We start from the raw sequence: 13,177 nt of genomic DNA, 5'->3' as shown, positions 1-13,177 counted from the left end.
AGTTACGACTCAATTAACACAAGTTTACGAATCTGAGAATTGTTTCCTTGAGAACGGCGTGATGAGACAGCACTTAGCAAAAACTTCCAAGACTGAGGAGAAATTATAGAAATATCTATCATTGAAAGAAAACTCTTGATATTTTTTTGCTTCAGTGCTACTAAAATCCAATGAAGTTTCAGGTAATTTTTTATATCCTGAAGATGAGGAATCTTTGAGCGATGTTGCTCATTTACCAAGGCGTAAATTTTTTCCTTCATCAAAATATTTGTAGCTAAACGTTGAGACAAAGAAAACTTTTGATTATAAGCACCTGGCCAAATAGTGCGGTAAGCCAGACACTGATTAAGGAAAATAGCATCGCCAAACTGGGCAATCCGAATCCACGAATCGATATCATCACAGTTAGCATCAAGTGTAGAGTCCCAACCACCAGTTTGCAAAAAAGCATCACGTCGGGAAGCTACTTGTACAGGCGTACCAAATGGTACAAGCTCTAAGAGCATACCGTAGTGAATATCAGCTTGTGGGATATAAAAAGCTGAACCGGGGCCAACTTGGGGAGTACGACTGAGTTCAACTTCATTACCATCCACCTGAGCCGCCACACAAGAGCAGATTACAGCATCGGGACGAAGTGCGATCGCCTTAGCCATTTCCTCTATGCAGTTAGGTGCTAAATAGTCGTCATCATCTAAAAACTTAATCCAGTCGCCGCTAGCTTTGGCAACTCCAGCATTTACCGTTGCTGCATGACCCTGGTTCACTTCATTACGATGGTAAACAACCTTGTCCCCTAAACTTTTAATATAGGTTTGGGTATCGTCAGAAGAACAGTCATCGGCAACAACCACCTCACACTCCATTGTTTGGTTACGAGCCGAATCAATTGCTCTTTGCAGCAAATTTAAGCGATTATAGGTACTGATGACGACACTAAATTTCATAAATTTCACCCCTGTGTTACGGCATTCTGCAATATAGCTTTGAACTTGAGGCTGTTGTATCAGTAAAATTATTAATCCTAACAAGTAGACTGAAACAGGATTATCGATTTATCATTGATGATCGTGAGATTTTTTTAAGCAGACACCAAAGACTATGAACGCTCAAGAGATTATCCGCTCCATTGAAGCGGAACAACTAAAATCAAATGTACCCGACATTTATGTAGGCGACACCGTAAAAGTCGGAGTGAAAATCAAGGAAGGCGAAAAATACCGCGTACAACCCTATGAGGGAGTAGTGATTGCCAAACGCAACGGTGGCATCAACGAAACAATTACAGTCCGTAAAGTTTTTCAAGGTGTGGGCGTTGAGCGGGTGTTTCTGTTGCATTCTCCCCGGATTGACAGCATCAAAGTATTACGTCGTGGTAAAGTACGCCGTGCTAAACTGTATTATCTCCGCGATCGCGTAGGCAAGGCAACCCGAATCAAGCAACGGTTTGACCGCCCTTTGTGATTCGTCCTTCAGAAGTATGAGAGAAATCTTAAGCGGCATCTGCCGCTAACTTGTTTTCTCGACGAAATTAAGGTATGATAAAAATTGCGTGTTGCGTTAACTGAAATTTAGTTCAGCGCAATAACTGAATCAAAAACAGCTTGTGCGCTCTTAGTTCAGTTGGTAGAACGCAGGTCTCCAAAACCTGATGTCGGGGGTTCAAGTCCTCCAGGGCGCGCTCAAGAGCAAAAAACAAAGCCCGAAATAATTACGCAGTTGCTATATTAGCAGTTAGCGATAATAATTTCGGGTAAACTTATTGTATTTGTAGTTGTTTTGCTTTCAGTTAAGTGAAATAGAGTCGAAACTGCAAACCTGGATGACCAAAATTGAGTGACAAACGGGAGAATTAAGGGTCGTGGCCAAAAAAAGTGAAGCAGAATTGCCAGAAACCACAAATGGGTTTAGCTTCAACAACTTCATACAGGGAACCAAAGAAGAACTTGAAAAAGTAGTTTGGCCCAGTCGGAAACAGATAGTGAGTGAATCCGCAGCTGTTTTGTTAATGGTTGCACTCTCCGCATCTTTGATATACTTGGTCGATGGATTGTTTCGTTGGGCAGCACAACAGGTGTTCTGATGACTTTTGCAACAGACGAACCTCGCAACTCCACGTTCCAGTCGGAGGAAACAGGAGAAACAGCAGAAGCAGCGTCAAAAGAAGCACGCTGGTATGCAGTGCAAGTAGCCTCAGGCTGTGAAAAGCGTGTAAAGACTAACTTAGAGCAACGCATTCAAACTTTTGATGTAGCCGACAAAATTGTTCAGGTAGAAATTCCACAAACGCCGGCGGTGAAAATCCGCAAAGATGGTAGTCGCCAGCATACAGAAGAAAAAGTTTTCCCTGGCTATGTGCTGGTGCGGATGATGATGGATGATGATACCTGGCAGGTAGTACGAAATACCTCCCATGTAATTAATTTTGTTGGTGCAGAACAAAAGCGTGGTAGCAGTAAGGGTCGCGGTCATGTGAACCCCATACCACTGAGTTCTTCAGAAGTCGAACGCATATTCAAACAAACCAGCGAACAAGAGCCGGTTCTTAAAATTGACATGGCTACTGGTGATAAGATAATGGTGCTTTCTGGCCCATTTAAAGATTTTGAAGGCGAGGTAATTGAAGTTTCTCCAGAACGGAGTAAACTTAAAGCCTTGCTCTCAATTTTCGGCAGGGATACACCAGTAGAACTGGAATTTAATCAGGTAGAGAAACAGAGTTAAATACAAATGGCGAAGAAAGTAGTGGCGGTCATTAAACTGGCCCTGAATGCTGGAAAAGCCAACCCAGCACCGCCAGTTGGGCCCGCCTTGGGTCAACATGGCGTTAACATCATGATGTTCTGCAAAGAGTACAACGCCAAAACAGCAGACCAAGCTGGAATGGTGATACCTGTAGAAATCTCGGTTTTTGAAGACCGGAGTTTTACATTTGTCCTCAAAACGCCACCAGCATCAGTGCTGATTCGCAAAGCGGCGAAAGTTGAAAAAGGGTCGAATGAACCCAACAAAAAGAAGGTTGGGTCAATTAGCAAAGCCCAATTGCAAGAAATAGCCCAAACGAAACTCCCCGACCTCAATGCCAACGACATAGACGCGGCAATGAAGATTGTGGCAGGAACGGCTAAAAATATGGGTGTAACAATCACGGATTAGTCATTAGTCATTAGTCATTGGTTAGGAGAAAATAAACGACTAACAAAGGACAAAGGACAAATGACAAACGACAAATAATAAATTATCGGGGGAGAGGCAAGGCTTCGGAATTACCCCAGGAGAGAAAAATGCCAAAAATATCGCGTCGTTTGCAAGGACTGCAAGCAAAAGTAGAAGCTAAAGATTATCATCCTTTAGAGGCTTTAGCCCTTCTCAAAGAGACAGCAACAGCTAAATTTACCGAAGCTGCGGAAGCGCATGTCCGGTTGGGAATTGACCCTAAGTATACAGACCAACAGTTGCGGACAACGGTAGCACTGCCCAAAGGTACAGGACAAATCGTCCGGGTGGCGGTGATAGCCAGAGGCGAAAAAGTCAACGAAGCAAGCAACGCTGGTGCTGATATAGTCGGTTCTGAAGAACTGATTGACGAAATCCAAAAAGGTAGAATGGATTTTGACAAGCTGATTGCCACACCCGATGTGATGCCACAGGTGGCAAAGCTGGGTAAGTTGCTTGGGCCGCGTGGTTTAATGCCGTCGCCTAAAGGTGGAACCGTAACATTTGATTTAGGAAGTGCGATCGCAGAATTCAAAGCTGGTAAACTAGAATTCCGAGCTGACCGAACTGGCATTGTCCATGTTATGTTTGGTAAGACAACATTCTCGCCGGAAGATTTGCTAGTCAACCTGAAGGCATTGCAGGAGACGATTGACCGTAACCGTCCTTCAGGAGCTAAGGGTCGTTATTGGCGCACATTTTATGTGTCAGCCACAATGGGGCCATCAATTAAAATTGATGTTACCGCCCTACGAGATTTAAAACTGAGCGAAGCAGGTTAGTTTTGAGTCATTAGTCATTAATTATTTGTCATTTGTAAAGACAAAAACAAAGGACAAAGGACAAATGACAAAATTAAATAGGCAAAGCCGGAGACAGCAGGTGCTAATAGCTTAAATATCCTGCCGAGGTTAAAACTCTAATAGTCAGAAATTACCACCCTTAAAGGTGTGATAACTATGGCGTCAAGAGTCTTAATACTCGACCCCGGCTAGATTAGCTGGGGTTTGTTGTTTGGGTTCAGATTTAGAAGAAACGTACAAGTAGGGCACTTCCCCGATTATTTTAAGGAGGTGAGATTGGAATGGGTAGAACACTAGAAAATAAAAAAGAGATAGTAGCTGACCTCAAAGAAACTTTGAGTAAATCAAGTCTGGCACTAGTAATAGAGTATCAGGGACTGACAGTTGCTGAAATTAGCGATTTACGGCGGCGGCTACGTCCGAGTGGCGCTGTCTGCAAAGTCACTAAAAATACTTTGATGGGTATTGCTATTAGAGACGAGGAAAAATGGCAGCCATTGTCAGAACTACTCAAAGGTTCTTCAGCCTTTTTGTTAGTCAAAGAAGATTTTTCATCTGCAATTAAGGCTTACCAAGACTTCCAAAAAGCCACTAAGAAGACAGAACTTCGTGGCGGTGTCATGGAAGGTCGTCTACTCAAAGAACCGGATGTTAAAGCTCTAGGAGACTTGCCATCTAAAGAGCAACTCATTGCACAAATCGCTGGAGCTATCAACGCCTTGGCTACCAAGATTGCTGTGGGTATCAACGAAGTCCCTGGTTCACTGGCTCGTGCTTTGCAGGCTGTGTCTGACCAAGAGCAAAGTGGTGGTAGTGGTGAAACCGCTACTGAAGCTGATAGCAGCACCGAAACTGCTGCTGAGTAGACGACTTTGTAGTTCATCAGTCAAAAGTCAAAAGTCCATAGTTAAAGACTAATGACTAATAAATAATCAAAATTACAGGAGTTATATCAATGTCTGCTGCAACCGATCAAATTTTAGAACAACTAAAAACCCTTTCTTTGTTGGAAGCTTCTGAGTTAGTCAAGCAAATTGAAGAAGCTTTTGGCGTAAGTGCTGCTGCACCCGTCGGTGGCATGATGATGATGCCTGGCGGTGGTGGTGGTGCTGCTCCTGCTGAGGAAGCTGTTGAGCAAACCGAGTTTGAAGTGATTCTTGAATCAGTCCCAGCTGATAAGAAGATTGCCGTGCTGAAGATTGTCCGGGAATTGACCGGTTTAGGTCTGAAAGAAGCAAAAGACTTAGTAGAAGCTGCGCCCAAGGCAGTTAAAGAAGGTCTTGCTAAGGATGCTGCTGAAGATGCGAAGAAGCGCATCGAAGAAGCTGGTGGTAAGGTGACTATTAAGTAGTCACAATTTTATTACCAGTTTTATTATTAAGGAGCCTAAGTTAGGCTCCTTTTTTGTTTTTAGTCAAATTAAGTATGATTTTCAGTCAACCAGTAGAACTACAATGTACATGTACAAATGGAGAATAACGGATTTGAACCGATGGCCTCTGCGGTGCGATCGCAGCGCTCTACCAACTGAGCTAATTCCCCAAAATTTCTGCGAAGTCAAGAGTAATATTACTCATTAACTCAATACACTATCACCATAGAGTATTCTAACATTCAGTTGCCGATGGCTGAGGCTGTTTTTGAGAATAAATCTTCTGTACCCGTTCGAGTTCCAAATCACTGAGATAATCAACAGTCCAGTTACAGCAGCGCTGGAGCATGTGGAATGGGTAAGTATTCGCTACACCAACAACTTGCATGTGCGATCGCTTCGCCGCTTCGATCCCGGCTGGAGTATCTTCAATTGCCAGACACTCGTGTGGTTGCAGATTCAATTCAGGATATTCTTTATTTAGGCGTTTCACTGCCAGTAGATAACCGTCGGGTTCTGGTTTACTGGTAGTAATGTCATCACCTGCGACGATAATTTTAAAATGTTCGGCTAGTTTAGCTCGATTGAGTACCAATTTTATTTCTTGGCGAATCGCGCCACTAACTAATCCTAGTTTCAGATTCCGCGATCGCACCTGAAATATTAAGTCTTCTACGCCTGGATATAAAGGCAGTTTTTCGATTTTCTCTAGTTCCACCACATAGGCTTGGGCTTTGCGGTACAGCAACTGAGTTAAATAGTTTTCATCGCCTACTCTACCACGATTAGCAAGTAGTTGCCCAAAACAAGCGCGGTCAGTGCGCCCTAAAGAAGCTTGACGCTCACTCACCCGCTGGGGTTGGAGATTTTCTTGAATGAGAATCTCATCTATCAGTTGCAGGTGGATTGGCTCATCGTTAATGATGACACCATTAAAATCAAAGAGAACTGCCTTTAAACTCATGCCCTTATGCCAAATGCTGGAGATCCAAGTCCCTCCAAATCATTATTATCTATTGATGTGGGAGTATAATAACGGATATTTTCGGTTGCTATTGGTTTAACGCCACTAGTTACCTGATTGATCCACCATACATCGTGCGATCGCACAGCTTCAAATCCGGCTGCACCCATATTCGCCTCTACACTACCAGCAACATACTCACGAATAGATGGTTCCTCAAAAACATCATTAAGCCATTCTAACTGACGCAGAGTCTTTTGATTTCCATCTAAAATTAATACTTGCCCTCCAGCTACCAGCAACCGGAAGCTTTCTTGCAGAATTGCTAGCGAGACGGCATCTGGTGTTTCATGGAATAGCAAAGAAGCTGTCACTAAGTCAAATGTTGCATCTCTGAAACCAGTTTTTTCAGCATTCCCGTGTCGCCAAACTATATCTAAGCCAGCACTTCTAGCTTTATCTTCTGCCCTTACCAGCATATAGGGAGATAAATCCAAACCAATAACTTCCGCTTCGGGAAAAGCTTGCTTTAGCATTAAAGTAGTGGAACCTGTACCACAGCCTAAATCGAGTATGCGTCGTGGTTTTACCTTAACGGCATCAATTAAAGCCTGACGGACAATAGTTTCATTTGGCGGCACAACATATTGGGTAATCGGATCGTAACTAACTGCTGCACTGTAATTCAGATATCCGCCTGTAATACCGTGAAAGTTTTGACTGCTGTAGTACGCCGGAATTATCACATCATCTCGTCGATAGCGATCGCACTCTTTCTCCCAGTCAATACTATCAGCGTAACGCCGTAACCCGTCTTCATTAATCAAAAGACGCACTACAGGGGATAAGAAACGTTCCCAGATTGTATCTTGACGCACTGCCATATTGTGTCAGAAGTCTAAGGGGATATTTAAACAAAGTAATTTTCTTTACAAATTTTAATACATTTGCTAAACATCTGCTTTCACTCTGTAGTGTCAGGTTGACGCTTATAATTTATTTTGTTACACCAATATTACAAGTAGTACTTCTTGCGATCGCTCAACTCTCTGTTTCCATTCTAACCTCGCAAAATTTCGCGTCTCTACAGGGTTTTGGTAACAAACTAATCAATCAGAACTTATAAAATAGATCACTAGTGAAATGGGGCAAAAATTCTGTTGGGTGGCACAATGGAAGTAAACTACATTTGATTATTAATGATTGCGGAGAATTACTTGCATTTTCAATAACTCCAGCGAATGTGGATGACCGAAAACCAGTCCCAGATATGACTAAAGACTTAATTGATAAATTATTTGGTGATAGAGGATACATCTCTCAAAAACTATTTGAGGAGTTATATGAGCGAGGGTTGCAGTTAGTTACAAAATCTAAGAAGAAAATGAAAAATCGTTTAATAAAACTGATTGATAAGATTTTGTTACACAAACGTGCTGTAATTGAATCGATCAATGACCATCTGAAAAATATATGTCAAATCGAACACTTTTATCATCGTAGCCCATTTAACTTTTTAGTTAATTTTATGGCTGGTTTAGCTGCTTATACCTACTTGCCTAAAAAACCCTCGATTGACATTTACCCAAATGATTTACCTGCACTACCTCCTACCATTTTTTAGTTCCGTCTAACGGGACTTAAACATTTTTGAGGTAGAAACAAGCCTCAAACCCATGCAGGGCAAGAGAAATACACCAAAGGCTTAAAAATCCTTGAAACCCAGATATATCAATAAACTAGGCAAAACGATGTCAAAGTCTCTCTGTATATACGTTTGATGTTTTTTTTGGGCTACTTTTTGTCTAAGTCCCACTAACTCACGTTAATTCAATTGATCCTGGAAAATAGCCTAACCGTCACTAATTTACGAAAAACGACCTAATTTGCAAATGTACACTAGGGGTGGGTTGAAAGTTAGCTGAACATTTGAAATAAGTGAGGGAAGTAAGAGTTTCAACAACCATCCCGGCTAGGGGTGGGTTGAAAGGCTCTCTAAAACAAACAGCGTTGGGTGCTGGGCATTTGTGGTTTCAATAACCATCCTGGCTAGGGGTGGGTTTAAAGTATTTGCGTCTGTTCCAATTAGTACTAGCTATTGATGCTCAAGAAGCATCTCGTCTAAAAGTTGTTTAAGAGGGTTAAAAGGAATGTCATCTTCCCAATACTAAGGTGATTTACAAGAAAGAATTTACCGATTAAAAGAGCCAACAGCCGTTCTCTTCTACGATGGAATGATGTTGAGTGGTAATTTTTATTCTGGAAATCATATAAAGTGTCAAAATCCATACTGGCTAATGGAAGGTTGAAATAAATGAGTATTTTCTTGTAAAGACAATATGCTACCAGTTACTTTCACTGATTAGTTGCTTCATCATAATTATGTTTAATGGGTAAGGGTAGTCCTGAGAACGGAGTAGGAAAATTTACCCATTGAAACTTGGTTTAGCAGAATATTGGTGAGCAAGTTTAATTAAGTTTAATATAGAAGCTAGTGTGCTAATTAGAGCATAATCTAATACGACATTAATTTGCAAAAAACTAGCATAATTAAATTGACTCTAAAAAATAGCCCGATCGACATTAACTTGCGAAAAACGACACTAATTTGCGAATCGCGACATATAATCTGCAAATGTACAGCAATTTTAAAGCGGGCGATGGGACTCGAACCCACGACGTTCACCATGGGAAGGTGACATTCTACCACTGAATTACACCCGCAAATTACCACTATAAACTAGGGCTAAAATCAATAATACCACTATTTACAGCTGTTTGAAACTGACTAAAACATTCACTGTTTTTGCAAGTGCTGATACATAAGTCTTGCGGCTATTCATATTGGAAATCTTTTAGCTAGCTAATGACAAGACTGACTACTATATTTAACTAAAGAATAATGTCCTCACCGAGCGAGGTGAAGCGAACCTCTTTAATATTCCATTGAGCATTACTTGTTAGGGTTTTGCGGAGGCTGCCAAATAAAGCAAACTGTTCACAACTAGAAAGAGAAGCTATTTGTCGCTTTGAATTAGGGGATATTCGCAAATCAACTGTAGCAATGCCATTTTTGATGTTGACACGATACCCAGACAAGCTAAAGTCGCTTGTATCTCGTTTTTCTAAAATTTTACTTACTACATTTGTTACTGGTTCCTCATCTGGTACTGAAACCTTTTGTGGAATGAGTTCTTGACATTGGGTATCACTTGTATACATCGTGACGTTGGTAGTTTTGCTAGTGGCAGCTTTAGGAGTTGATGAGGAAGGCGTATTTTCCTTAGGAAATTCTTGATTAGAAGATTTTTCTCTTAATTGAGCTACGCTAGGAATTTGGCTGGGAGTCTGAGATGATGCTTTATTCGTGGGTGTTGTGGTAAAGGATGGCGTTCGACTGTTAATATTACGAGCGGTAGGGTTAGAACTACAACTGCTGAGGCTGACAACAATTGTCACAAAAATAAAGGGTAAAAAATATCTCTTGGTTATACTCATAATTTTGCTTATATAATGATGTTGCTGCTATCAACTTCAGTGTAGCTGGTATCAATTCCACATAAATTTATGAATATTGAGCCAGTTTATAAAGTGTCAACCCGAAAACTGTTCAAGTTAAGGGCTATACCATACACCAAAATTACAACATCAGCTGTTCAATGAGCGATCTCTGGCAACCAGCGGCTGACGCTCCTTCTCTACGAAACGCTACGCGAACGTCGCTACCGCTTCGCTAATGCGTCTACGCCAATTCCAAAAAGCTTAACCACAGAAAAAACAGAGGTGCAGGCAACAAAAATATGCTGAACCTTGATTAAAAGCAAATTACTAGTTTTCACTACTTTTCTGCTTGCTCAACTCCTGCACTAATAATTGCACTCCCAAAGCCAACAAACCAATTGCTACTATACCAAATATTCCGCTTCCTAAAGCAACTACACCAACAACCAGAGTCCTAACAGCAGAAGAAATCTTAATTACTAATGGATTAATTGAATGAAGAGGTTTAGTAGCAAAATTTGTAGCGATCGCAATCATCAGCGAATACATTGCATATCCCATTCCTCCAGAAATCATAGCCCCAGTTAAACAGCGTAAAGGACTTGCTGTTGCCTGTATTTTAGTATCTGTTTGTGGTGTTAAATTTTGATCACTCATAGGATTTTGGATTTTATATTTTGGATTGGCTCATTAGGAATAATTCATGTCTATCCCTTATGTTTTATTAACAAAAAAATTATTTAAACAGACGATATCACTTTAATTCCATGTGTGATTGTTCGAGTTACAAACAATTCTAAGTCCTCATCAATAATTGCTTCTCTCATTTGCAGCAAAACTAGTTCTGCCTGCTGTTGAGACTCAAAAAGAGCAAATACTGTTGGCCCAGAGCCAGACATCATTGTTCCTAAAACGCCTTCTTGATTTGCAAAAATTTCTCGCAGTCGTAATACTTGGGGATAGGCTGGCAATACCACGCGCTCCAAATCATTGTGCAGTTTTTGGGCAATTTCTCCCGAATCTTTATCCACGACAGCTTTTACCATTGCTCCTGAATGAACTGCATTAGCACGCGCTGCCAAGTTTTCGCTATCTCTAATATAAGAATCACCAAACTGCTCTCGATAGGTTTTGTATGCCCAAGGCGTGGAAACTTCCAGACTGCGGTATTTCCCCAATATTATGTATATATTATCTAAACTCGGCAGGGGAGAAAGTTGATCACCCCTACCTGTCGCGATCGCAGTTCCACCCGCTACACAAAACGGTACATCTGAACCAAGTGTACCTCCCAACTCCTCTAATTCTGGCTGAGTTAATCCCAATTTCCATAATAAATCTATCCCTAGCAACACAGCTGCTGCATTTGTCGAACCTCCAGCCAACCCAGCCGCTACAGGAATTTGCTTGTTTATGCTAATCTCCACACCCCCATATTGAGCGAAGGCTTCGGGAAATTGCATCACCATTAATTCTGCTGCACGGTAAGCCAGATTACTTTTATCTGTCGGTACTTGTGGGTGGTTGCAGTGGACACGGATGCTATCAGTGCTGATGGAACGCACATCAACTTGGTCTACAAGTCCAATACTTTGAAGTATCATGACTAACTCATGATAGCCATCGGGGCGATCGCCAATGATTTCCAGATACAAGTTGATTTTGGCAGGGGCAATTAGGCTGTAGGAATGCATTTTCTAGGAATGAGGAATGGAGAATAGGGAATGGGAAATCGAGAATGGGAAAAAATTTGCCTTATTCCTACTCCCTACTTCCCACTCCCAATTCGTTTGCTAGAATTACCCATTGCTGAACACCGAGGTCTTCGGCTCTAGCTTGGGGATTTATTTTTAATTGTTCCAGTAAGTGGCTCAAGCGATCACGTTCTATAACTGATTGCAAATTATTTCGTAACATTTTGCGCTTGGAACTAAACCCCAACCTTAAGAAATTCTCTAATTGTCGGGGATTAAGCGCTGGTATTTCTATTTTCCGGGGATGCAACCGCACCACTGCTGAATCGACTTTTGGCGGTGGATGGAATGCGGCCGCTGGTACTGTGCAGATTAACTCACACTCCGCCAAATACTGTACCCGCACACTCAACGCCCCAAAGGTTTTTGAGCCTGGTTTAGCATATAATCTTTCTGCTACTTCTTTTTGTACCAGCAACACTATTGAATCAAATGGTTCGGGATTGGGGTTAGCGATCGTACCCAGTAGTTTCTCAATGATTGGCCCTGTAATGTTGTAAGGAATATTGGCTACTATCTTATTCGGCTTGTGGAAATTAGGAAAGGCTGCCAGATAAGATGGTAAATCTAGAGTAAGAAAATCGCCTTGCAGCAGTAAAAAATTTTCAGTCTTACCAAGCTGCTTTGACAACAGTTGGCATAAGTTGCGGTCTATTTCAACTGCAACTAGAGATTGCACTAAAGGTAATAAACGACGAGTCAGAATCCCGGTTCCCGGACCAATTTCCAGGGCGTGATCGCTTTTTGTACAGTCTGCTGCTTTAATAATTGCGTCGAGCGCCTTTTCACTTTTGAGCCAATGTTGAGCAAAGACCTTACGAGGTCGGATCATCTGTATTTTTTGCCTAGTCTAGTTTTTAGCTTTTTCTCAAAAACTCATTATAAATTTTTAAGTCCCTCTACATACAGCGCTAGACTCACTGTAACGCCTATCTTCTCTTCCAAACACTCCGTGAACGTAACGGTGGTGATCGCGTAAATGTCCCATACAATAAACGTCACCTATAGAATGGAAGTCTTAAACCGCAAGCTCTGCAACAACTATGCTCTTACATATATATCGTTAGTTTGAGTATTTGGATTTAGGACAAATCGCTCCAGCAAGACTACCTCCTGCCGTTTTTTATAATCATTACTATAATCACTCAACCTGCATCAGATCCTATTTAGAGACAAGCAACATCCATTATTCACACAGTCAGGTTTAGCTACTTGCTTCTGTTGCTTAACTCATTAACCTGAAAGCAAGTCCAGTCAAACGATTTGCCCTTTTAGAAAAAAAATAAATTTACCCCTTGACAAACTAGGGGATGACTAGTTATTCTAGTTAAGTGGAAAAGCGAAAGACAGCCAACCACCGCTGAACCTGAAAAAAATAATACTTTGAAAGCTTAAGAAAAAACCAATCCTCGTCAAAAGATTTTACTTTTGGGATTTCTCAAAAGGATAGTCAAAATTAAGAACTAGGATTCCGGGAAATATTTTTTTCGGAGCCACAAACTCGAAACACAACAAAACGGAGAGTTTGATCCTGGCTCAGGATGAACGCTGGCGGTATGCTTAACAC

Annotated in this window: 15 protein-coding genes, 3 tRNA genes and 1 other annotated feature; of the genes, 9 read left to right on the top strand and 9 right to left on the bottom strand. The window is 41.4% G+C overall.

The features are described 5' to 3' along the window. Nucleotides 1-2 precede the first annotated feature (2 nt). Nucleotides 3-947 carry a glycosyltransferase family 2 protein gene (locus RMY00_RS26090; protein ID WP_322650324.1) on the bottom strand — a complete coding sequence of 315 codons (945 nt, stop codon included), beginning with the start codon at nucleotides 945-947 and terminating at the stop codon, nucleotides 3-5. A 154-nt stretch (nucleotides 948-1,101) separates the two neighbouring features. On the opposite strand from RMY00_RS26090, the gene rplS reads away from it, so the two are divergent. The 8 genes from rplS to rplL all read left to right on the top strand — a co-directional run bounded on the left by rplS (nucleotide 1,102) and on the right by rplL (nucleotide 5,370). Next, nucleotides 1,102-1,464, top strand: coding sequence for a 50S ribosomal protein L19 (gene rplS / locus RMY00_RS26085; protein WP_322650323.1), 363 nt, complete (start codon nucleotides 1,102-1,104; stop codon nucleotides 1,462-1,464). A 144-nt stretch (nucleotides 1,465-1,608) separates the two neighbouring features. Next, nucleotides 1,609-1,681, top strand: a tRNA-Trp gene (locus tag RMY00_RS26080). 180 nt (nucleotides 1,682-1,861) lie between these two features. Continuing rightward, nucleotides 1,862-2,083 carry a preprotein translocase subunit SecE gene (gene secE / locus RMY00_RS26075; RefSeq protein WP_104904953.1) on the top strand — a complete coding sequence of 74 codons (222 nt, stop codon included), beginning with the start codon at nucleotides 1,862-1,864 and terminating at the stop codon, nucleotides 2,081-2,083. Next, nucleotides 2,083-2,724: a transcription termination/antitermination protein NusG gene (gene nusG, locus RMY00_RS26070; RefSeq protein ID WP_322650322.1), complete on the top strand. Its 642-nt coding sequence runs from the start codon at nucleotides 2,083-2,085 to the stop codon at nucleotides 2,722-2,724. Before secE ends, nusG begins: the two co-directional genes overlap by 1 nt. 6 nt (nucleotides 2,725-2,730) lie before the next feature. Next, nucleotides 2,731-3,156 (top strand): 50S ribosomal protein L11, encoded by a 426-nt coding sequence (gene rplK / locus RMY00_RS26065; protein ID WP_100898684.1) that lies wholly within the window; start codon nucleotides 2,731-2,733, stop codon nucleotides 3,154-3,156. Between the two features lie 128 nt (nucleotides 3,157-3,284). Continuing rightward, complete coding sequence (gene rplA, locus RMY00_RS26060; RefSeq protein ID WP_322650321.1) at nucleotides 3,285-3,998, top strand: 50S ribosomal protein L1; 714 nt, start codon at nucleotides 3,285-3,287, stop codon at nucleotides 3,996-3,998. Between the two features lie 69 nt (nucleotides 3,999-4,067). Continuing rightward, nucleotides 4,068-4,237: a sequence feature (ribosomal protein L10 leader region), on the top strand. Nucleotides 4,238-4,300: 63 nt separating this feature from the next. Continuing rightward, nucleotides 4,301-4,885, top strand: a complete 585-nt coding sequence (rplJ, locus tag RMY00_RS26055) for a 50S ribosomal protein L10 (protein ID WP_322650320.1) — start codon at nucleotides 4,301-4,303, stop codon at nucleotides 4,883-4,885. An 89-nt stretch (nucleotides 4,886-4,974) separates the two neighbouring features. Next, nucleotides 4,975-5,370 carry a 50S ribosomal protein L7/L12 gene (rplL, locus tag RMY00_RS26050; protein ID WP_322650319.1) on the top strand — a complete coding sequence of 132 codons (396 nt, stop codon included), beginning with the start codon at nucleotides 4,975-4,977 and terminating at the stop codon, nucleotides 5,368-5,370. 118 nt (nucleotides 5,371-5,488) lie between these two features. On the opposite strand, the gene RMY00_RS26045 is transcribed toward rplL, so the two are convergent. From RMY00_RS26045 to RMY00_RS26035, 3 genes are all read right to left on the bottom strand, one after another. Further along, nucleotides 5,489-5,561 (bottom strand) — tRNA-Ala (locus RMY00_RS26045). A gap of 65 nt (nucleotides 5,562-5,626) precedes the next feature. After that, on the bottom strand, nucleotides 5,627-6,355 hold the full coding sequence (locus RMY00_RS26040) for an HAD family phosphatase (RefSeq protein WP_322650318.1): 729 nt from the start codon (nucleotides 6,353-6,355) through the stop codon (nucleotides 5,627-5,629). Then, nucleotides 6,352-7,239, bottom strand: coding sequence for a class I SAM-dependent methyltransferase (locus tag RMY00_RS26035; protein ID WP_322650317.1), 888 nt, complete (start codon nucleotides 7,237-7,239; stop codon nucleotides 6,352-6,354). Before RMY00_RS26035 ends, RMY00_RS26040 begins: the two co-directional genes overlap by 4 nt. A gap of 254 nt (nucleotides 7,240-7,493) precedes the next feature. Between RMY00_RS26035 and RMY00_RS26030 the strand changes: the two genes are divergently transcribed. Further along, nucleotides 7,494-7,979, top strand: coding sequence for an IS982 family transposase (locus RMY00_RS26030; protein ID WP_322650316.1), 486 nt, complete (start codon nucleotides 7,494-7,496; stop codon nucleotides 7,977-7,979). 1,028 nt (nucleotides 7,980-9,007) lie between these two features. Here the strand turns inward: RMY00_RS26030 and RMY00_RS26025 are convergent. The 5 genes from RMY00_RS26025 to rsmA all read right to left on the bottom strand — a co-directional run bounded on the left by RMY00_RS26025 (nucleotide 9,008) and on the right by rsmA (nucleotide 12,442). Further along, nucleotides 9,008-9,079 (bottom strand) — tRNA-Gly (locus tag RMY00_RS26025). A gap of 168 nt (nucleotides 9,080-9,247) precedes the next feature. Then, entirely contained in the window at nucleotides 9,248-9,853 is a 606-nt protein-coding gene (locus RMY00_RS26020) for a sporulation/spore germination protein (RefSeq protein WP_322650315.1), read from the bottom strand. A gap of 330 nt (nucleotides 9,854-10,183) precedes the next feature. Then, complete coding sequence (locus RMY00_RS26015; RefSeq protein ID WP_322650314.1) at nucleotides 10,184-10,513, bottom strand: DUF3082 domain-containing protein; 330 nt, start codon at nucleotides 10,511-10,513, stop codon at nucleotides 10,184-10,186. 83 nt (nucleotides 10,514-10,596) lie between these two features. Then, nucleotides 10,597-11,550 carry a 4-(cytidine 5'-diphospho)-2-C-methyl-D-erythritol kinase gene (gene ispE / locus RMY00_RS26010; protein WP_322650313.1) on the bottom strand — a complete coding sequence of 318 codons (954 nt, stop codon included), beginning with the start codon at nucleotides 11,548-11,550 and terminating at the stop codon, nucleotides 10,597-10,599. A 67-nt stretch (nucleotides 11,551-11,617) separates the two neighbouring features. Then, the gene (gene rsmA, locus RMY00_RS26005) at nucleotides 11,618-12,442 is read right to left on the bottom strand and encodes a 16S rRNA (adenine(1518)-N(6)/adenine(1519)-N(6))-dimethyltransferase RsmA (protein ID WP_322650312.1); all 825 of its coding nucleotides are present in this window, start codon (nucleotides 12,440-12,442) and stop codon (nucleotides 11,618-11,620) included. Between the last annotated feature and the right edge of the window lie 735 nt (nucleotides 12,443-13,177).

The organism is Nostoc sp. ChiVER01, from assembly GCF_034531155.1.
Classification (GTDB): Bacteria; Cyanobacteriota; Cyanobacteriia; order Cyanobacteriales; family Nostocaceae; genus Nostoc.
This window is presented reverse-complemented; position numbering and strand designations above follow the sequence as displayed.